A 19,108-nucleotide genomic window follows, 5' to 3' on the forward strand; every position below is an offset into this window, starting at 1 on the left:
ACGCGGGTCGTTCAGGGGAAACAGCGCTACGACAGGCTCTTTTACGACTAGCCAGGGGGCTAGGCGAAAAGGAGAAGCAGAATGGATAGCGGCAACATTGCCTGGCTCCTGACTTCTGCATCGCTCGTGCTGCTGATGACGCCGGGACTGGCGTTCTTCTACGGCGGCATGTCGCGAGGCAAGTCGGTGCTCAACATGATGATGATGAGCTTTGGCGCCCTCGCGGTCGTCACGGTGGGATGGGTGCTCGTCGGCAACGCCATCTCGGTGGGCGAGTCCGTGGGCGGCCTGTTCGGCAACCCGAGCTCGGACTTCCTGATCGCGACGTCCTGGGCTGACTACGCCTCGGCCGGCGACGGCGAGGGTCTCATCGCGGTGGGCTTCGGCGCCACGTTCGCCATCATCACCGTCGCCCTGATCTCGGGCTCGATCGCGGACCGCGCGAAGTTCAGCGCCTGGCTCGTGTTCGCGTTCCTCTGGGGCATCCTGGTCTACGCGCCCGTCTCGCACTGGGTCTGGGGCGGCGGCATCCTGAGCGACGCCGGCCCGATCTTCAGCGAGGACTGGTTCCCGCAGGACTTCGCGGGCGGCACCGTGGTCCACATCAACGCCGGTGTCGCGGGCCTGGTGCTCGCGCTCATCCTGGGCGTCCGCAAGGGCTTCGGCAAGGAGCCGATGCGCCCGCACAACCTTCCGTTCGTCATGCTGGGCGCCGCGCTGCTGTGGTTCGGCTGGTTCGGCTTCAACGCCGGTTCCGCCTTCGCCGCGGACGTCTACGCCTCGGCCGCGTGGGTCAACACCACCGCCGCCACCGCCGCCGCGATCCTCGGCTGGCTCGTCACCGAGCGCATCCGCGACGGCAAGGCCACCTCGCTGGGCGCCGCCTCGGGTGTGGTCGCCGGTCTGGTCGCCATCACCCCGGCCGCCGTCGCGGTCGACCCGTGGGGCGCGCTGCTCATCGGCCTCATCGCCGGTATCCTCTCGGCGCTCGCCGTGGGCCTCAAGTACAAGCTGGGCTACGACGACTCGCTCGACGTGGTGGGCGTCCACCTGGTCGCCGGTCTGTGGGGCACCGTGGCCATCGGCCTCTTCGGCACCACGACCTTCGGCTCCTGGGACGGCCTGTTCACCGGCGGCGGCGTGGGCGGCCTGACCGCTCAGGTGGTCGCGGCGCTGGTCACCATCGTGTACTCGGCGGTCGCTACGCTCATCATCGGACTCGCCATCAAGTTCACCATCGGATTCCGTGTGAGCGAAGAGGTCGAGGTTGCAGGCATCGACCTCGCCGAGCACGGCGAGACCGCCTACGAGGAGGCCAAGTAACCCATGAAGCTCGTCACCGCCATCATCCAGCCCCACCGCGTCGATGAGGTCCGTGCGGCCCTCGAGGCCGCCGGTGTCAAGGGCGTGACCGTCTCCGAGGCGGCCGGCTACGGCCGCCAGAAGGGCCACACCGAGGTCTACCGCGGTGCGGAGTACACGGTCGACCTGGTTCCCAAGACCCGCCTCGAGGTGCTCGTGGACGACGCGGACGCCGCGACCGTCACCGAGGCCATCGTCTCCGCCGCGCAGACCGGCAAGATCGGCGACGGCAAGGTCTGGGTCGTTCCCGTCGACGACGTCGCCCGTGTCCGCACGGGTGAGCACGGCGCGGACGCCCTCTAAGGAGAACCGACCGATCCATGGCCGACCGTTCCGTGCACGCACCGGACGGCGCCGACGCTGAGGTCCCGCACCCCCGTGGGGTGCGGGACCTCAAGCGCGTCCGGCGCGAGCAGGTCGAGGCGCTGGCCGCCTCCGACGTCTCGGGCCACGATCGCCGCGCGGCCATGACCGCGCTGGTGCTGGGACGGCTGGCCGAGCACTGGGAGGACGCCGGGGGACCGGACGAGGGCATCGCCTTCGGCGCCGTCGGCTCCCTGGGCCGCGGGGACGCGGGCCCGCACTCGGACCTCGACCTGGTGATCATCCACGACGGCCGCACCCACACCAAGGACGACATCGCCGACCTCGCGCAGCGGCTGTGGTACCCCATCTGGGACGCGGGGCTCGAGCTCGACTACTCGATGCGCTCGCTCACGGAGTGCCGCCAGGTGGCCTCCAAGGACCTCGCCGCCGCCGCGGGCCTGCTCGACCTGCGCCACGTCGCGGGGGACGATGCGGTGGTCACCCAGGCGCGCGCCTCCATCTACCAGGACTGGCGCGCCGCCGCGCGCAAGCGCCTGCCCGACCTGCTGGCCGCCTCGCGCGCCCGCGCCGAGCGCTTCGGCGAGCTCGCCTACCTCATCGAGCCGCACCTCAAGGAGGCCCGCGGAGGCCTGCGGGACCTCACCAGCCTCACGGCGCTGTCCGCCACGTGGCTCACCGACCGCCCGCACGGCTCGGTCGACCAGGCGGGGGAGCTGCTGCTCGACGTGCGCGACGCGATGCAGCTCGAGGCCGGTCGCCCCGTCACCGTGCTGGGCCGTCACCTCGCGCCCGAGGTCGCCGCCCGGATGGGCCTCGACGACCCCGACGACCTGCTCGCCGCGCTCGCCGAGGCAGGCCGCACCGTCGCGTACTCCCTCGACTTCACCGAGCGCGGCGCCCGCCGCTCGCTCGAGCGCTCCGGGGTGGGCTCGCGCGCCTTCCTCGCGCGCCGCCGCGCGGCCGCGCCGCGCCACATCCCCGTCGCCCAGGGGCTCATCGACGTGGACGGCGAGCTCGCCCTCGCTCCGGGATACGCCGCGGGGGACGATGCGCTGCTTCCGCTGCGCGCCGCCGCCACCGCCGCGGCGACGGGCCTCACGTTCACCCCCACCCTGCTCGAGACGCTCACCACGTGTCCCGACCTGCCCGAGCCGTGGCCCCAGGAGGCCCGGCGGCATCTGCGCGACCTGCTGCGCGCGTCCACGCACCTGGTCCAGGTGTGGGAGGCCGTCGACCTCTGGGGCCTCGCGGCCCGCTGGATCCCGCAATGGGACGCGGTGCGCAACCGTCCGCAGCGCAGCCCCATCCACCGCTACACCGTCGACCGCCACATGATCGAGGCCGTCGTCATCGCGGGCCGCCACCGGCGCGGGGTGCCCCGCGCCGACCTGCTGCTGCTCGCGGCCCTGGTCCACGACATCGGCAAGCGTCCCGGCGCCACCGATCACTCCGTCGACGGCGCGGCGCTCATCCCGGCCATCGCGGCGCGCATGGGCCTGTCCGGTCGCACGGCCCACGATCTCGAGCTGCTGGTGCGCGAGCACCTCACCCTCGCGGACCTCGCGACCACCCAGGACCCGGACGACCCGGCCACCGTCCGGGCGCTGCTCGACGCGGTCGAGCACCGGGCCGATCTGCTCGAGGTGCTGCGGGCCCTGACCGAGGCCGACGCCCGCGCCGCGGGGCCCAAGGCATGGACCGCGTGGCGCTCCCAGCTGGTCGACGGGCTCACCGCCCGGGCGCGCGCGGCGCTCGGCTCCGAGGGGAGCGGCCCGGGTCGGTAGAATGCCGGGGCACGCTGCGAAGGGAAACCCGTGTTCGCCAACCTCTCCGATCGCCTTACCGAGACGTTCCGCAATCTGCGGGGCAAGGGCCGCCTGTCCGAGTCGGACATCGACGGCACCATCCGGGAGATCCGTCGCGCGCTGCTCGATGCGGATGTCGCGGTCCCCGTCGTGCGCGCCTTCACCGGCGCGATCCGCGAGCGCGCGCTCGGCGCGGAGGTCTCCGGCGCGCTGAACCCCGGCCAGCAGGTCGTCAAGATCGTCAACGAGGAGCTCGTCGCGATCCTGGGCGGCGAGGCGCGTCAGATGCGCTTCTCCAAGACCGGCCCGACCGTCATCATGCTCGCGGGTCTCCAGGGTGCCGGTAAGACCACCCTCGCGGGCAAGCTCGCGCACCACCTCAAGGGCCAGGGCCACACCCCGCTGCTCGTCGCGGCGGACCTTCAGCGTCCCAACGCCGTCACCCAGCTACAGGTGGTCGGCGAGCGCGCCGGCGTCACCGTCTTCGCACCGGAGCCGGGCGTCACCCGCGAGGACGAGGTGCCCCGCGGCAACCCCGTCGAGGTGGCCCGCCAGGGCCTGCGCGAGGCCGAGCAGCGCCAGCACTCCGTCGTGATCGTCGACACCGCCGGCCGCCTGGGCATCGACCAGGAGCTCATGCGCCAGGCGGGCGACATCCGTGCGGCGGTGAACCCGGACGAGGTCCTGTTCGTCATCGACGCGATGATCGGTCAGGACGCCGTCGCGACCGCGACCGCGTTCCAGGAGGGCGTCGACTTCACGGGCGTGGTGCTCACCAAGCTCGACGGCGACGCGCGCGGCGGTGCCGCGCTGTCCGTCTCGCACGTGACCGGCCGTCCCATCATGTTCGCGTCGACGGGCGAGAAGCTCGACGACTTCGAGGTGTTCCACCCCGACCGCATGGCGTCGCGCATCCTCGACATGGGCGACATCCTCACCCTGATCGAGCAGGCCGAGAAGGCCTTCGACCAGGCCGAGGCCGAGCGCATGGCGGAGAAGGTCAGCAAGGGCGAGGACTTCACCCTCACCGACTTCCTCGCGCAGATGCAGCAGCTCAAGAACATGGGCTCGATGAAGAAGATGCTCACCATGCTCCCGGGCATGGGGCAGATGCGCGAGCAGATCGAGAACTTCGACGAGCGCGAGCTGGTGCGCACCGAGGCGATCATCCAGTCGATGACGCCCGCCGAGCGCGACAACCCCAAGATGCTCAACGGCTCGCGCCGTTCCCGCATCGCCAAGGGCTCGGGCACCTCCGTCGCCCAGATCAACTCGCTCGTCAAGCGCTTCGAGCAGGCGCAGCAGATGATGCGCGCGATGGCCCGCGGCGGCGGCATGCCGCAGATGCCCGGACAGGGCGGCGGCCCCGGCGCGTTCGGCGGCATGCCCGGCGGCAAGAAGTCCAAGGGCAAGCAGGCGCCCCAGCGCAAGGTCAAGGGCAAGTCCGGCAACCCCGCCAAGCGGGCCCAGCAGGAGGCTGCGCAGCGCAACCGCCCGGCCGCCGCATCGTCCCCCGGCTCGGCCTTCGGGATCGAGCCTCCCAAGGACTTCGACCCCAACCAGCTCGACACCGACCTGAGCAAGTACCTGGGACGCTGACGTGGTGATGCACCTCGCCGGCCCGGTGGTCGTGGGGGACGACGAGGTGCGCGCGGAGGCGTGGGTGGTCGACGGCCGCCTCACGTTCGAGCGCCCCGACGGTCCCGTCGAGCGCACGCTCGAGGGCGTCGTCATCCCCGGCCTGGTGGACGTCCACTGCCACGTGGGCCTCGACTCCGGGGGAGAGGTCGAGCCCGAGCTCGCGCTCAAGCAGGCGATGGTCGACCGCGACGCCGGCACGCTGCTCATCCGCGACGCCGGCTCGCCCACCTCGACGGCCTTCCTCCACGACGTGATCGAGGCGCCGCGGCTCATCCGCGCCGGACGCTTCATCGCGCGCCCCAAGCGCTACCTGCGCCACTACGCCCGCGAGATCGAGGTCGCCGACCTGCCCACGGCCATGGCCGAGGAGGCCCGCAAGGGCGACGGCTGGGTCAAGATCATCGCCGACTGGATCGACCGCGACGCCGGCGACCTCACCCCGCTGTGGCCCACCGACGTGCTCGCCGAGGGCGTCGCCGCCGCCCACGAGGCCGGCGCGCGCGTCACCGCGCACACCTTCGCCACGGAGGCGGCGGACGGCCTGCTCGACGCCGGCATCGACTGCATCGAGCACGGCACGGGCCTGCTGCCCGAGCACCTCGCCGAGTGCGCGCGCCGCGGCATCCCCGTGGTGCCCACCCTGCTGCAGCTCGAGAACTTCCCCGGGTTCGCGGCGCAGGGCGACGGGAAGTTCCCCGAGTACGCGGCGCGCATGCGGCGCATGCACGCGCGCCGCTTCGAGCACGTCCGGGCCATGCACGATGCGGGGGTCCCGCTGCTCGTGGGCACGGACGCGGGCGGGACGATCGGCCACGGCAACCTCCCGACCGAGGCCGCGCTGCTGGTCGAGGCGGGCCTTCCCGCCGCCGAGGTGATCGCGATCGCGACCTGGCGGGCGCGCTCCTACCTGGGCGTTCCCGGGCTCGAGGAGGGCGCCTCGGCGGACCTCGTGGTCTACGCCGACGACCCGCGCGAGGACATCCGGGCGCTCGAGCGGCCCACGCACGTGGTGCTGCGCGGCGCGCTCGTCTGAATTCTGCGCCCGGCCCGCCCCGGCCGGTGCGCATGGCGCCCGGTTCGTCCGGCGCGTCCGGTTTGCCAGGAGACTCCCAGGCTCGGCCCCGGCGGTTCCCAGCCGCGCGGACGAGTGTGGGAGGCATGAAGCGATCGACGACCGTAGTAGTGGGCGGGCTCTCCGCCGTGATGATGTCCGCAGGCTGGATCGCCGGATCCGGCATGCTCACCAGCGGCGAGGAGACCTCCACGGTCGACGCGGCCGCGTCCGCCACGACCGACGCGACCACCGGCTCCGCCGCCGACGACCAGGCGACCTCCGCCGACGACTCGAGCGTCGCGCTCGCCGACGAGGAGTCCGCCGCATCGGCCGATGAATCGACCACGTCGGACGACGAGGCGGCGCTGGACAACTCGACCACAGCGGACGCCACCACCGAGGCCGACGCATCCACGGACACCTCGGCCGATGCATCGTCCACGGGCGTGTCCGGCACGTTCGACGGCTCGGCCGTCTCCACGCGCTACGGCGCCTTCCAGGCGGAGATCACCGTCGAGGACGGCGTCATCGTCGCCATCGACTGGCTGCAGGACGGCGAGGCGGACCACCACTCGCAGCAGATCAACGACTACGCGATCCCGCAGCTCGAGAGCCTCATCCTCGAGGCGCAGTCGACGGACGTGGGGTCCATCTCCGGCGCCTCCTTCACCTCCGAGGGCGTCGAGGACGCCGTCTACAGCGCGATGGAGGAGGCGGGGCTGGTATGAGCGTCATCGAGGGGACCGGCGTCGTGCTCGACACCCGCGTCGAGGACCGTCGCCGCCGCGCGGCCGCTCTCGAGCGCCGCCGCGAGACCGCCTTCGCGCTCGGCTGGCTCGCCGGCACCGGCACCATCGCCTTCATGCTCGCGTCCGGCACCGTGGACGTCACCACCGTGCCCGGCTTCCTCACGACGCTGGGGCGCCTCGCAGGCATCGTCGCCTCGACCACGATCCTGTGCCAGCTGATCCTCATCGGCCGCATCCCGTGGGTCGAGCGGTACGTGGGTCACGACAAGGCGGCGCGCCTGCACGGCCAGTTGGGGCGCATGGGCTTCCTCTTCATCCTCGCCCACCTGGTCTTCATCGTCACCGGCTACGCGCTGTCCACGCGCAGCGGCGTCCTCGACCAGGCCTGGTCGCTGGTGGTCGACTACGGCGGCCCCATGTTCCTCGCGTGGGCGGGATTCATCCTGCTCACCGCGGTCGTGGTGACCTCGCTCGCGCTGATGCGGTCGCGCTGGTCCTACGAGGACTGGCACGTGGTCCACCTGTTCGCTTACGTCGCGATCGGCTTCTCCGTGCCCCACCAGTTCACGGACGGCTCCACCTTCCGGGAGATGGGCTGGGGCTGGTGGTACTGGCTCGTGCTGTGGACCGTCGCGGTGGGCGGGCTGCTCGTCTTCCGCGTGATCCGCCCCCTGGTGCTCCTGCGCCGCCACGACCTTCGCGTCGCCGCGCTCGACCGCCTCGCCGACGGCTCGATCGTTGTGACGATGTCGGGCCGCGACCTCACCCGGCTGGGCCCCCGTCCCGGACAGTTCCTGCTCTTCCGCTTCCTGGACCGCGAGCGCTGGGCGCAGGCCCACCCGTACTCGCTGTCCCGCGCGCCGCTCGACGGCTGGCTGCGCATCACCGTCAAGCCCCTGGGCGACGGGTCCGCGGGCCTCGCGAATCTCCGCGTGGGCACCCGCGTCATGGTCGAGGGCCCGCTGGGCACCATGACCGAGGACTCGCGCGCCGGCGACCACCTGGTCCTCGCCGGGGCCGGCGTGGGCATCACGCCCGTGCTCGCCCTGCTCGAGGGGGCCGCGTACCGGCCGGGGGAGTGCACCGTCATCGTGCGCGCCTCGTCCATCGCCGAGGCCCCTCACCTCGACGAGATCCGGGCCATCGCGACCGCGCGCGGCGCCCGCCTGTACGAGCTCATCGGCCATCGCGGCGCGAGCTGGGGCGCCGCGGGTGCGGAGGCCCCGCTACCCGTGCTCGTCCCGGAGATCGCCGGCGCCGACGTCTACGCGTGCGGCCCCGAGGCATGGGCCGATGCGCTGCTCGCCGAGGCGCGCGCCTGCGGCGTGAGCGAGGATCGCCTCCACCGCGAGGAGTTCGTGTGGTGAGCTGAGCCCCGGGCCTGGGCCCGGGGCCGGGGCCTGGGCCAGGACCTGGGCCCGGGCCCGGGCCTGGACCTGGGCCCCCACCTCGCCCCGAGGGTTCCGTGCGGGTGGGACCCTCGGGCATGCTGGGCGCGGGGGAGCGGGGCCGCGGAACAGTCGGGCCGCCGACCGCGTTGCCCCTGCCACATGCCGAGTCCCCGGAGGCACCATGGCCGTCACCGCCGCGCCGTACGCGCGCCGTGCCGCGCGCCGCGGCTGGTGGCGCGACGGTCTCGAGGCCGCCGTCTATCTGGTCGCCGCCGTCGGCATCGCGCTGTTCGTCGCGTCCGGCGGGCTGCTCGCGAACTCACCGCTCGACTGGGTCTACGCGGCGGGCCGGGCGGCGGGCATTGTCGCCGCCGTGCTGGTGCTCACCCAGGTCACGCTGGTTTCGCGCGCGCCGTGGGTCGAGCGGGCCCTGGGCCACGACCGCGCCGCCGCCACCCACACCCGACTGGGCAAGGTCGCGTTCATCGCGATGCTCGCCCACGTGGGCATCATCACCGCCGCCTCCGCGAGCTATGACGAGCGCTCGATCTTCGCGCAGACCGCCGCCTTCTGGGACCTGGGCTGGTTCATGGTGGCCGCGCAGGCGGGCTTCGGGCTCGTCACGGTGGTGGTCGCCACGTCGCTGGCCGCGGTGCGCTCGCGATGGCGGTACGAGCGCTGGCACGCGATCCACCTGCTCATGTACGTCGCGATCGCGGCGGTGGTCCCGCACCAGTTTCTCGAGGGCTCGACCTTCCGCGACGGCGGGCTCGCGTGGTGGTTCTGGTTCCTGCTCTACGCGGGCGCGATCGGCTCCTTCGTGGCCTACCGCATCGTCCGCCCCCTCGTGCGCTCCGCGCGCCACGGCCTGCGCGTCGCCCAGGTGACCGCCCACGATGACGGGTCGACGAGCATCGTCGTCGAGGGCGCCGACCTGGACCGCCTCGGCGCCAGGCCGGGCCAGTTCATGCTGTGGCGCTTCCTCGACCGGCGGCGGTGGGCGCAGGCGCACCCCTATTCGTTGTCGCGCGCCCCGCGCCGCGACTCGCTGCGGCTCACCGTGAAGCCCTCGGGCGACCACTCGGCGTCCCTGCGCGACCTCCGGCCCGGCACCCGCGTGATCGCGGAGGGGCCGCTGGGGGTGTTCTCGAATGTCGCGCGGACCGCGGCTGGCTCGGTGCTGGTCGCGGCGGGAATCGGCATCACGCCCATCCGGGCGCTGCTCGAGGAGGCCGACGGGCCCTGTGACGTCATTGTGCGCGTCCGCTCGCGCGACGAGGCGCCGCTGCTCGACGAGGTCGAGGCGGTCGCGGCCGAGCGCGGGGCGCGCCTGCATGTGGTCACGGGGCCCCGCGGCGCCGGTTGGGGTACGGCGGCGGGGGAGAGCCTCGCGGATCTGGTGCCGGACGTCGTGGCACGCGACGTGTTCGTCTGCGGCCCGGTGCCGTGGGCCGATGCGGTGGTCGCCGACGCGCGCGCCGCCGGGGTCCCGTCCGGGGCCGTGCATCGGGAGAGGTTCGGATGGTGAGAGGAGAGGGCATGGCTGTGACACGAGCCGGAGGGGCGCTGGCGTTCGCGGGCGCCGCGGGGGTGCTGCTGAGCGCGTGCGGGGGTGACGCGGAATCCACGCAGGCGGGATTCGACGAGGCGCCGAGCGCGGTGGTGGACTCTGCCGACGATGCCGCCGTGGCGGACGCGACCGCGGAGGCGGGTGCCAGTGAGGCTGCGGGTTCGGCGGGCTCCTACGCGGACGGCGTCTATGACGGCCCGCGCGTGGTCAATGCCCGCGGCGGCTACCAGGCGCAGGTGACCATCGAGGGCGGGGTGATCACCTCCGTGGGCGCGATCGAGGCCGGGACGGACGCGCCCGAGTCGCTCGAGGTGAACGCGTTCGCCGTGCCCGAGCTGGTCGACCGCGTGCTCGCCGCGCAGAGCGCCGACGTCGACCACGTGTCCGGCTCCTCGTTCACCTCGCCCGCGTTCCTCGAGTCGGTCCAGGGCGCCCTCGACGACGCCGCGGCCTGATGCGCGCGTCCCGGGCCCTCCTGGTCGCCGGCGGCTGCGCGGCCATCGTCGGCGCGGGCTGGGTCGCCTCGCCCAAGGAGCTGCCGACGCTCGACCTCGTCGCCCCCGCAGGTGATCGGGACACTGAGGACCCCTCCTCTCCGGTCCGGGACACTGAGGACCGCGAATCCGCCGATGGTGACGTCAACGGGGACACTGAGGACCGCGAGTCCACCGAACCGGCGCCGTCGCCGTCCGTCTCGTGCACGCCCGACGACGATGGCGACTCGGACGACGATGGTGACTCGGACGACGACCGGGACAGTGAGGACCGCGAATCCGACGACCATGACGATGATCGGGACAGTGAGGACCGCGAATCCGACGACCATGACGATGATCGGGACGCTGAGGACCGGGAAGCCGACGACGACGACTGCGTCCTCGTGACTCCCGGGCCGAGCGTCACTGAGCCCGCCGCCGAAGCGCCGGCCAGCGCCACCACCGACCCCGCGCCCGCCACCACCGACCCCGCGACCACCGACCCCACCACCACCACGCACGACGGCCCCGTCGTCACCAACCCACGCGGCAACTACCAGGCGCGGATCACGGTCGCGGACGGCCGCATCGTCGCCGTCGACGCGATCGTCGCGGGCACGAGCGCCGGCGAGTCCGTCGAGATCAACGCCCAGGCCATCCCCGCACTGGCGGACCGCGTGCTGGCCGCGCAGTCCGCGAACGTGGACGAGGTGTCCGGCGCGAGCTTCACCTCGCCCGCCTTCCTCGAGTCCGTGCGGGGAGCGATGGCTGACGCCGGACTGTGAGGATCCGCCCAGCGACCTCCCAGGCGCGGCTGGAAGGATGCGACGCATGACAGCCCACAACGCCGCGCCCCACAGGACCACCGTCCACGCGATGGCCATGCCCTTCACGGTCGAGCTCGACGGCGCGGACCCCGCCGACGCCGAGCCCGCGATCGCCTCCTTCCACGGAGTCCTCCGGTGGGCGGACGACGTGTTCTCGCTGTGGAAGGACGACTCGTCCCTCAGCCGCCACCTGGCCGGCGAGCTCGCCCTCGAGGAGTGCCCGCCCGAGCTGCGCGAGGTGCTCGAGGCCTGCGAGTGGTTCCGCGAGGCGACCGACGGGGGCTTCGACGCGCGCCGCCGGGACGGCGTGATCGACCCGACCGGCCTCGTCAAGGGCTGGGCCGTGGCCCGCGCCGCGCGGGCGCTCGACCGCGCAGGCGCCTCCGGCTGGATGGTCGGGGCCTCGGGCGACATCCTCTGCTCGCCCGGGACCACCCGGCGCATCGGCATCGCCGACCCCCACGTCAAGGGCGACCCGGCCGGCACCCCCGTCCTCGACGTCGTCGAGCTCGGCGGCGCGTTCACCGCGCTCGCGACCTCCGGCGGCGCGCAGGTGGTCGACCACATCTGGGACCCCGAGACCGGGGAGGTGGCGCGCCACTACCCGCAGGTCTCGGTCGCCGGCACGGACCTCACCGTGTGCGACGCCTGGGCGACGGCCATCGCCGGAGGCGGCCCGCGCATCGTCCCCCGGGCCCTGGCCGCGGGACTCGAGGTGCTGCTCGTCACGGGACTGCGCCACGACGGCACGTACGATGCGCAGAGTTCGCCGGGATGGCCCTCGGTCGCCTAGGCCACTGCGCCGGGTCGCCCGCACCCGGCCCGTTCTGGCATACTTGGTCGCTGGCGCAAGCGGCCCTCTACCCGCGCGCGCCGATTCGTCTGGCCAGCCGGCCCGCCTGATTCCCCGGGCGACGCCGCGCCGGCTCACACCGAATTCAGAAATGGAGACAGCCATGGCTGTGAAGATTCGCCTCAAGCGCTTCGGCAAGAAGCGCGCCCCGTTCTACCGCGTCGTCGTGATGGACTCGCGCACCAAGCGTGACGGTCGCGCGATCGAGGAGATCGGCAAGTACCACCCGACCGAGGAGCCCTCGGTCATCGAGATCGACTCGGCGCGTGCGCAGTACTGGCTCTCGGTGGGCGCGCAGCCCTCGGAGCAGGTCACCGCGCTGCTCAAGCTGACCGGCGACTGGGACACCTTCAAGGGTGGCAAGGGCGAGAGCACCGTCAAGGTCGCCGAGGGCAAGGCCGACGCCGAGGCCGCCATCAAGGCGCAGGCCGACGCCGCCGAGAAGCTCAAGGCCGAGGCCGCCGCCGCCAAGGAGAAGGCCGCCGCCGAGGCTGCTGCTGAGGCCGCCGCCGCGGAGGCTCCCGCCGAGGACGCCGCCGAGGCCCCCGCCGAGGACGCGTAAGCGATGGTCCTGGAGGCGCTCGAGTTCCTGGTGCGCAGCATCGTCCGCAACCCGGACGATGTTCGCGTCACCGAGCGCACCGGCCGCCGTGGCACCACGCTCAACGTGGTGGTCCACCCCGACGACCTGCCTCGCGTGATCGGCCGTCGCGGCCGCACCGCGAGCGCGATCCGCACGGTCGTCGACGCGGTCGCCCGCGACGACGTCCGCGTCAACATCGTGGACGTCGCGTAGCCGACACCCGGACGCACGAAGGCCCCCTCCGCCTGGAGGGGGCCTTCGCCTTTCCCGGGATGGACCGGGGACGATGCAGGGGCCGGGTCAGGCGTGCGACTCCCGGAAGAAGCGGGCCGCCTTGGGCGTCGACAGCAGCAGGATGATGAGCACCGCGCCGCCGAACTGCCCCCACGCCTGCGCCGCCTCGATGTCGACCAGCTCGCGCAGCGCGTAGATCGCGGCGCCCGCCCGGATGCCCATGAGCAGGTAGACGGCGAAGCGCGCGCGCTGCGAGCCCGCGGCGAGGCCCTGGGCGACCGCGACGGTGATGAGCCCGATGACGAGCATGGTGATCGCGATGATGCGCACCTGCGTGATATCCGCCTCGAACACGGGCTCGGGCTGGAACGTGCCCCACAGGAACAGGCCGCCGCCGATGAGGTCGGACAGCGCGGCGAGCCACGTGAGGATGACGACGAGGGTGACGCCGAAGGGGCGTCGGACGGCCTGAGACATGAGGTTCCTTTCCTGGTACCTCCCACGCTAGTGGCGGCGCCACAGTCCGGCCCGAGCCCGTCGTCCCAGGCGTGTCGCCGTAGGCTGGGCGTCATGAGAGTGACCGTCGCGCGCATCGGCCGCGCCCATGGACTGCGCGGCGAGGTGAGCGTCGAGCTGCGCACCGACATCCCCGAGGACCGCCTGATTCCCGGAGAGGCCTACGAGACCGAGCCCGCCGAGGCCGGCCCGCTGACCATCGCGCGCGTGCGCGTGCAGTCCGGGCGCTGGTACGTGCAGTTCGAGGAGATCGGCGACCGCACCGCGGCGGAGAACGCGCGCGGCATCGAGCTGGTGCTCGACGCGGACGAGTCCGACGAGGAGGACGCCTGGTTCGTCCAGGAGCTCGTGGGCCTCGAGGCCGTGCGCCCCGACGGCACCGTGCTGGGCACCGTGGTGGACCTCATGTCGATGCCCGCGCAGGACCTGCTCGTGGTCAAGCAGCCCGGCGGTTCGCGCGCGATGATCCCGTTCGTCGAGGAGTTCGTGCCCGAGGTGGACCTCGAGGGCGGGCGCGTGGTGCTCACCCCGCCGTACGGGCTGCTCGCGGGCGAGGAGCCCGAGTCCACCGGCGAGACCGCGGGGGACTGAGCATGCGCATCGACGTCATCACCATCTTTCCCGAGTTCTTCGGGGTGCTCGACGTGTCCCTGCTGGGCAAGGCCCGCCAGTCCGAGCTGGTCGAGACCCGCGTCCACGACCTGCGCGAGTGGGCCGCCTTCAAGTCCGACGGCACCCCGGACGTGCACCGCACCGTGGACGACGCCCCGTTCGGCGGCGGCGCCGGCATGGTGATGAAGCCCGACGTGTGGGGACGGGCCCTCGACGACGTGCTGCGTCCCGGCGGCACGCTCATCGTCCCCTCGCCCGCGGGACGGCTGTTCACCCAGGCCGAGGCCGCGGACCTCGCGACCGTGCCGCAGCTCGTGTTCGCGTGCGGGCGCTACGAGGGCATCGACGCGCGCGTGGCCGAGCACTACGCGCAGCAGGGCCACGACGTGCGCGAGCTGTCGCTGGGCGACTACGTGCTCAACGGGGGAGAGGTCGCGGCGCTCGCGATGACCGAGGCCGTCACGCGGCTCATCCCCGGCTTCATGGGCAACGCCCACTCGATCGTCGAGGAGTCGCACTCCGACGGCCTGCTCGAGTACCCCTCCTACACGCGGCCGGCCACATGGCGCGGCCACGACGTGCCGGACGTGCTGCTCAGCGGCCACCACGCGCGCATCGCCGAGTGGCGCCGCGACCAGCAGCTGTCCCGGACCCGGGATCGTCGTCCCGACCTGCTCCCGGAGGATTGACGCGGACCTCGCCTCCGGGCGGTCGGGTATGGCAGAATAGATCCTCGGTGCGCGCGGCGCCTGGACCTGCCACAGGGGGTCCGGCACGAGCCGCAGCGACACTGTCACACCGATGCCGCAAGGCAGAGCCGTGCGTGACCTGTGGCATGTGCGAGGAGAGACAGTCATGCAGAAGCTTGACAACATCGTCGCGGACCAGGTCCGCGACAACGTGCCGGCGTTCCGTGCCGGTGACACCGTCAAGGTCCACGTCAAGGTCATCGAGGGCAACCGCTCGCGTATCCAGGTGTTCCAGGGCGTCGTCATCGCGCGTCAGGGCCACGGCGTGAGCGAGACCTTCACGGTCCGCAAGATCTCGTTCGGCGTGGGCGTGGAGCGTGTGTTCCCGCTGCACGCGCCCACCATCGAGCAGATCGAGGTCGTCACTCGCGGTGACGTGCGTCGCGCGAAGCTGTACTACCTGCGCAACCTGCGCGGCAAGGCGGCGCGCATCCGCGAGAAGCGCGAGAACTGATCATCGCGACCAGCAGCGACGAACGACCGGCAGGCGGAGCTCCGTCTGCCGGTCGTCGCGCATGGGCGGCTCTCAAGGAGATCGTCCTCGTGGTGGTCAGCGCCCTCGCGCTGTCGCTGCTGGTCAAGACCTTCCTGTTCCAGTCCTTCTACATCCCGTCGCCGTCGATGGTGCCGACGCTCGAGGTGGGGGACCGGATCCTCGTCACCAAGTGGCGGCCCGACCCGCTGCCGCTGCGCCGCGGTGACGTGGTGGTCTTCAAGGACCCGAACCAGTGGCTTGGCGCCCCCGTCGAGGAGTCCAGCGACGTCCGGCGCATCGTCAAGGACGTGCTCACCTGGACCGGGCTGCTGCCCGAGGACGCCGGCGAGCACCTCATCAAGCGCGTGATCGGGCTGCCCGGCGACACCGTCGAGTGCACGGACCCGGACGCCCAGGTGCGCGTCAACGGCGAGCCGCTCGACGAGCCGTACATCGCCGCCGGCTCGCGCCCCTGCGGCACCACCTTCACCATCGACGTGCCCGACGGCTACCTGTGGCTCATGGGCGACAACCGCGACGACAGCGCGGACTCCCGCGCCCACATGGGCGACCCGGGCGGCGGCACCGTGCCGCGCGCCAACGTGGTCGGCTCGACCTTCGCCATCGTGTGGCCCTTCGACCGCTTCGGCGGCGTGGGCAACCCCTTCGGCGACGACGCGCCGCACGAGAAGGACTGACGTGACGGTCTCGCTCGAGCGCGAGACGGCCCTGTGGGACGCCGGCGCGCGCATCGTCGCCGGCATCGACGAGGTGGGCCGCGGCGCCCTCGCCGGCCCCGTGTCCGTGGGCGTGGTCGCCCTGGGACGATGCACGGCCTGGCCGGACGGGCTCACGGACTCCAAGCGGCTCACCCGGGCGCGCCGCGAGGCGCTGATCGAGCCGATCCGGGCCTTCGCCGCGGCCTCCGCGGTGGGGCACGCGAGCGCCGACGAGATCGACGCGCACGGCATCGTCGCCGCGCTGCGGCTGGCCGGTCGCCGGGCGCTCGGATCGCTGGGCGTGGCGGTCGACGCCGTCCTGCTCGACGGCACCCACGACTGGCTCACGCCGCCCGCGCCGGACCTCTTCGCACAGGTCGACGCGTGGGGCGGGGCCGGCTCCGGGCCGGGCGATGACTGGGCCCCGCCGCCCGTGACCATGGTGGTCAAGGGCGACCTGACCTGCGCCTCGATCGCGGGCGGCTCCGTGCTCGCCAAGGTCGAGCGCGACGGGCTCATGGCCGCCGCGCACGACTCGCACCCCGACTACGGGTGGAGCGGCAACAAGGGCTACGGCGCGGCCGTCCACCTCGAGGCGCTGCGGCGGCTGGGACCCAGCCCGCTGCATCGGCGCTCGTGGAGACTCCCCGCCCGCGAGGGGTGATCTCCGCGCGCGCGTCGTCGGCGCGGCGTCGTTCCCGTCCCGGTCGGGCCGTTCGTAGAATGGCCGCGTGAGCCACGACGACCTTGAGAAGTACGAGACCGAGGCCGAGCTGGCGCTCTACCGCGAGTACCGCGACGTCGTGGGGCTGTTCCAGTACGTGGTCGAGACCGAGCGCCGCTTCTACCTGTGCAACAAGGTCGACCTGCAGGTCAAGGCCTCCGGCGGCGACATCTACTTCGAGGTCACCATGGCCGACGCCTGGGTGTGGGACGTGTACCGCTCGGCCCGCCTGGTGAAGTCCGTCCGGGTGGTGACGTTCAAGGACGTCAACGTCGAGGAGCTCGCCCGCGACGAGGCGCTGCCCGATCTGCGCCAGCTGCGCGGTCGCTGAGTCTCCGCGCGGCTCCTCTCGGCTCCGCGTCCTCTCCACTCCACTGCGCCCGCGCGCGCGTTCGGTCCTGCGCCCATGCCCCCATCGTTCTCATGTCCAAAGAAGTCTTTGCAAAGAATCATTTGCAACTGTAGCCTGGCCGCATGAACGATGGCCCCGCATCCGACGCCGCTCAGGTCGACCCCGAGGACCGTCAGGTCGACCCCGAGGCGCTCAAGGCGCTCGCCCACCCGCTCCGGGTGGAGCTCTTCGACCGGCTCGCGATGTACGGGCCGGCCACCGCATCGTCGCTGGCCAAGGGGCTGGGGGAGACCTCCGGCGCGACCAGCTATCACCTGCGCCAGCTCGCGCGGCACGGCTTCATCGAGGAGGACGCCGGGCGCGGGACCGCGCGGGAGCGGTGGTGGCGCATCGCCAAGGGCGGGCTGCAGCTGTCGGCCGAGCACCTCGAGGGCGACGCCGCCGCGCGTGAGGCCGGCGACCTGGTGACGCGGCAGTGGCTCGACCTGCGGGCCCGGCACGCCGACGCCTTCGTGCGCCGCGGGCTCGCCGAGCTGGGCACGCCCTGGGTCGAGGCGTCGATGCTGTCCACGGCGCCCGCCACCCTCACGGCCGAGGAGCTCGAGGAGGTCAACCGCGAGCTGCTGTCGACCCTGACGGCGCTCGTCGACCGCTACCGCGACCGCGAGGCCCCCGAGGGCGCGCGCCCGGTGATGTTCCAGGTCAACGGGTTCCCGCTCGTGGACGCCCCGGGGCAGGCATGAGCGCCGGGCCCGTGAAGGGCGGCGGCATCGGGCACGGCTTCGGGCGGCTGTGGGGTGCGGCGATCTCCTCGAACCTCGCGGATGGCATCGCGCGCCTGGCGGTCCCGCTGACCGCGGTGACGCTGACGACGGATCCGCTCGCGATCTCCCTGCTCGCGGCCCTGTCGTACGTGCCGTGGCTGGTCTTCGGCGTGCCCGCGGGCGTGATCGTCGATCGCGTGGACCGCCGCGTCGCGATGGCGATCGGCAACGCGGGGCGCATGGTGGCGGCCGTCGGGGTGGCGCTCGCGATCGCCACGGGTCACGTGTCGGTGCCGATCCTCGCCGCGGCCACGCTGCTGTTCGGGTTCGGCGAGACCGTGGTCGACAACGCGACCACCGCCGTCGTCCCCTCGCTCGTGGGCCGAGAGCGGCTCGACAAGGCCAACGGTCGCATCCAGGCGGCGCAGACGGGCATCGACATGTTCGTGGCCACCCCCGTCTCGGGGGTCCTGTTCGCGCTCGCGATGGTGCTGCCCATGATCGTCGGCGCGCTCGGCTACGTCGTGGCGGCGGTGCTCGCGCTGAGCCTGCCGGTCGCCGCGGCGCATGCGCGTCCGGCCGACGAGTCGGGCGTGCGCGCGCCGGCGGTGCCACTGCGCGACGCGATGCGGTTCCTGTGGCACCACGCGTACCTGCGGCCGATGGTCCTGCTCACCTCGCTGATCGGCGCCTTCATCGCATTCGCGCAGGCGGTCACCGTGCTCGTCTTCGTCGACCACTTCGGCGTGGGGCCCGGCGCGATCGGCCTGGTGACGGCCGGCATCGGGGTCGGCGGCGTGCTCGGCTCGCTGACCGCGCCGAGCGTCGTCGCGGCGCTCGGACGCGGCCGCACACTCCTGGGCGGCATGATGCTTGCCGGGCTGGGCCTCGCGGCCGTGGCGCTCGCGCCGAGCGCGTGGGTCGCGGTCGCCGTGTACGGCGCGGCGGCCTACGGGGTCGCGTGCTGGAACGTCGTGTGGGGTTCGATGTGCCAGGCGCTGATCCCCGGGGGCATCCTGGGCCGGGCGACCGGGGCGATGCGCACCGCGTCGTGGGGGCTCATGCCCGTCGCGACGCTCGTCGGCGGCTGGGTCGCGCGCGAGCACCTCATGTGGCCGTACGCGATCGGAGGGCTGGCGACCGCGGCGCTCGCGGTCGTGGGTGGCCGGCTGCTGCTGGCGGCCGATGCGCGGCTCGCCGAGTCGTCGCCCTCGCCGTCGACGGAGGTCGCCGAGGACGGGGTGGCCGTCCCCGCCTGAGCCTCCCCGCCCGGTGCGGGCGATGTCCCCAGGCCCCGCCCGGGGCACGCCGTCCCCGGTGGGAGG

Annotated in this window: 22 protein-coding genes; 21 read left to right on the forward strand and 1 reads right to left on the reverse strand. The window is 72.9% G+C overall.

Annotation, left to right across the window (positions count from 1 at the left end; all coding sequences use genetic code 11):
* Nucleotides 1–81 precede the first annotated feature (81 nt).
* The 13 genes from AOM03_RS00380 to AOM03_RS00440 all read left to right on the forward strand — a co-directional run bounded on the left by AOM03_RS00380 (nucleotide 82) and on the right by AOM03_RS00440 (nucleotide 12,851).
* Nucleotides 82–1,323, forward strand: a complete 1,242-nt coding sequence (locus tag AOM03_RS00380; protein ID WP_062377172.1) for an ammonium transporter — start codon at nucleotides 82–84, stop codon at nucleotides 1,321–1,323.
* 3 nt (nucleotides 1,324–1,326) lie between these two features.
* Complete coding sequence (locus tag AOM03_RS00385; RefSeq protein ID WP_042215355.1) at nucleotides 1,327–1,665, forward strand: P-II family nitrogen regulator; 339 nt, start codon at nucleotides 1,327–1,329, stop codon at nucleotides 1,663–1,665.
* 17 nt (nucleotides 1,666–1,682) lie between these two features.
* Nucleotides 1,683–3,473: a [protein-PII] uridylyltransferase family protein gene (locus AOM03_RS00390; RefSeq protein ID WP_062377175.1), complete on the forward strand. Its 1,791-nt coding sequence runs from the start codon at nucleotides 1,683–1,685 to the stop codon at nucleotides 3,471–3,473.
* Between the two features lie 30 nt (nucleotides 3,474–3,503).
* Nucleotides 3,504–5,093: a signal recognition particle protein gene (gene ffh, locus AOM03_RS00395; RefSeq protein ID WP_062377177.1), complete on the forward strand. Its 1,590-nt coding sequence runs from the start codon at nucleotides 3,504–3,506 to the stop codon at nucleotides 5,091–5,093.
* Between the two features lie 7 nt (nucleotides 5,094–5,100).
* The gene (locus AOM03_RS00400) at nucleotides 5,101–6,168 is read left to right on the forward strand and encodes an amidohydrolase family protein (RefSeq protein WP_062379036.1); all 1,068 of its coding nucleotides are present in this window, start codon (nucleotides 5,101–5,103) and stop codon (nucleotides 6,166–6,168) included.
* 125 nt (nucleotides 6,169–6,293) lie between these two features.
* The gene (locus AOM03_RS00405) at nucleotides 6,294–6,917 is read left to right on the forward strand and encodes an FMN-binding protein (RefSeq protein WP_162197248.1); all 624 of its coding nucleotides are present in this window, start codon (nucleotides 6,294–6,296) and stop codon (nucleotides 6,915–6,917) included.
* Nucleotides 6,914–8,305, forward strand: coding sequence for a ferredoxin reductase family protein (locus tag AOM03_RS00410; RefSeq protein WP_062377182.1), 1,392 nt, complete (start codon nucleotides 6,914–6,916; stop codon nucleotides 8,303–8,305). The genes AOM03_RS00405 and AOM03_RS00410 overlap by 4 nt, the downstream gene beginning before the upstream one ends.
* Nucleotides 8,306–8,510: 205 nt before the next feature.
* Nucleotides 8,511–9,857, forward strand: a complete 1,347-nt coding sequence (locus AOM03_RS00415) for a ferredoxin reductase family protein (protein ID WP_062377184.1) — start codon at nucleotides 8,511–8,513, stop codon at nucleotides 9,855–9,857.
* A gap of 11 nt (nucleotides 9,858–9,868) precedes the next feature.
* On the forward strand, nucleotides 9,869–10,354 hold the full coding sequence (locus AOM03_RS00420) for an FMN-binding protein (protein ID WP_062377186.1): 486 nt from the start codon (nucleotides 9,869–9,871) through the stop codon (nucleotides 10,352–10,354).
* Nucleotides 10,354–11,160: an FMN-binding protein gene (locus tag AOM03_RS00425; protein ID WP_062377188.1), complete on the forward strand. Its 807-nt coding sequence runs from the start codon at nucleotides 10,354–10,356 to the stop codon at nucleotides 11,158–11,160. The genes AOM03_RS00420 and AOM03_RS00425 overlap by 1 nt, the downstream gene beginning before the upstream one ends.
* Before the next feature lie 46 nt (nucleotides 11,161–11,206).
* On the forward strand, nucleotides 11,207–11,995 hold the full coding sequence (locus AOM03_RS00430; protein ID WP_062377190.1) for an FAD:protein FMN transferase: 789 nt from the start codon (nucleotides 11,207–11,209) through the stop codon (nucleotides 11,993–11,995).
* Between the two features lie 163 nt (nucleotides 11,996–12,158).
* The gene (gene rpsP / locus AOM03_RS00435) at nucleotides 12,159–12,617 is read left to right on the forward strand and encodes a 30S ribosomal protein S16 (RefSeq protein WP_062377191.1); all 459 of its coding nucleotides are present in this window, start codon (nucleotides 12,159–12,161) and stop codon (nucleotides 12,615–12,617) included.
* Nucleotides 12,618–12,620: 3 nt separating this feature from the next.
* On the forward strand, nucleotides 12,621–12,851 hold the full coding sequence (locus tag AOM03_RS00440; RefSeq protein ID WP_062377193.1) for a KH domain-containing protein: 231 nt from the start codon (nucleotides 12,621–12,623) through the stop codon (nucleotides 12,849–12,851).
* Between the two features lie 87 nt (nucleotides 12,852–12,938).
* Here the strand turns inward: AOM03_RS00440 and AOM03_RS00445 are convergent, their stop codons facing one another.
* On the reverse strand, nucleotides 12,939–13,349 hold the full coding sequence (locus AOM03_RS00445; RefSeq protein ID WP_062377195.1) for a hypothetical protein: 411 nt from the start codon (nucleotides 13,347–13,349) through the stop codon (nucleotides 12,939–12,941).
* Between the two features lie 93 nt (nucleotides 13,350–13,442).
* On the opposite strand from AOM03_RS00445, the gene rimM reads away from it, so the two are divergent.
* The 8 genes from rimM to AOM03_RS00485 all read left to right on the forward strand — a co-directional run bounded on the left by rimM (nucleotide 13,443) and on the right by AOM03_RS00485 (nucleotide 19,042).
* Nucleotides 13,443–13,979, forward strand: a complete 537-nt coding sequence (rimM, locus tag AOM03_RS00450) for a ribosome maturation factor RimM (RefSeq protein WP_062377198.1) — start codon at nucleotides 13,443–13,445, stop codon at nucleotides 13,977–13,979.
* A gap of 2 nt (nucleotides 13,980–13,981) precedes the next feature.
* On the forward strand, nucleotides 13,982–14,689 hold the full coding sequence (trmD, locus tag AOM03_RS00455) for a tRNA (guanosine(37)-N1)-methyltransferase TrmD (RefSeq protein WP_062377200.1): 708 nt from the start codon (nucleotides 13,982–13,984) through the stop codon (nucleotides 14,687–14,689).
* 166 nt (nucleotides 14,690–14,855) lie between these two features.
* The gene (gene rplS, locus AOM03_RS00460) at nucleotides 14,856–15,203 is read left to right on the forward strand and encodes a 50S ribosomal protein L19 (RefSeq protein WP_062377202.1); all 348 of its coding nucleotides are present in this window, start codon (nucleotides 14,856–14,858) and stop codon (nucleotides 15,201–15,203) included.
* An 89-nt stretch (nucleotides 15,204–15,292) separates the two neighbouring features.
* Nucleotides 15,293–15,922: a signal peptidase I gene (gene lepB, locus AOM03_RS00465; protein WP_162197249.1), complete on the forward strand. Its 630-nt coding sequence runs from the start codon at nucleotides 15,293–15,295 to the stop codon at nucleotides 15,920–15,922.
* Nucleotide 15,923: 1 nt separating this feature from the next.
* Nucleotides 15,924–16,607 carry a ribonuclease HII gene (rnhB, locus tag AOM03_RS00470; RefSeq protein WP_062377207.1) on the forward strand — a complete coding sequence of 228 codons (684 nt, stop codon included), beginning with the start codon at nucleotides 15,924–15,926 and terminating at the stop codon, nucleotides 16,605–16,607.
* A gap of 67 nt (nucleotides 16,608–16,674) precedes the next feature.
* Nucleotides 16,675–16,998, forward strand: a complete 324-nt coding sequence (locus AOM03_RS00475) for a DUF2469 domain-containing protein (protein ID WP_062377209.1) — start codon at nucleotides 16,675–16,677, stop codon at nucleotides 16,996–16,998.
* 143 nt (nucleotides 16,999–17,141) lie between these two features.
* Nucleotides 17,142–17,762 carry a winged helix-turn-helix domain-containing protein gene (locus tag AOM03_RS00480; RefSeq protein WP_062377211.1) on the forward strand — a complete coding sequence of 207 codons (621 nt, stop codon included), beginning with the start codon at nucleotides 17,142–17,144 and terminating at the stop codon, nucleotides 17,760–17,762.
* On the forward strand, nucleotides 17,759–19,042 hold the full coding sequence (locus AOM03_RS00485) for an MFS transporter (protein WP_062377213.1): 1,284 nt from the start codon (nucleotides 17,759–17,761) through the stop codon (nucleotides 19,040–19,042). The genes AOM03_RS00480 and AOM03_RS00485 overlap by 4 nt, the downstream gene beginning before the upstream one ends.
* Nucleotides 19,043–19,108: the final 66 nt, after the last annotated feature.

The sequence above is a fragment of the Demequina pelophila genome (genome assembly GCF_000971175.1).
GTDB lineage: Bacteria > Actinomycetota > Actinomycetes > Actinomycetales > Demequinaceae > Demequina > Demequina pelophila.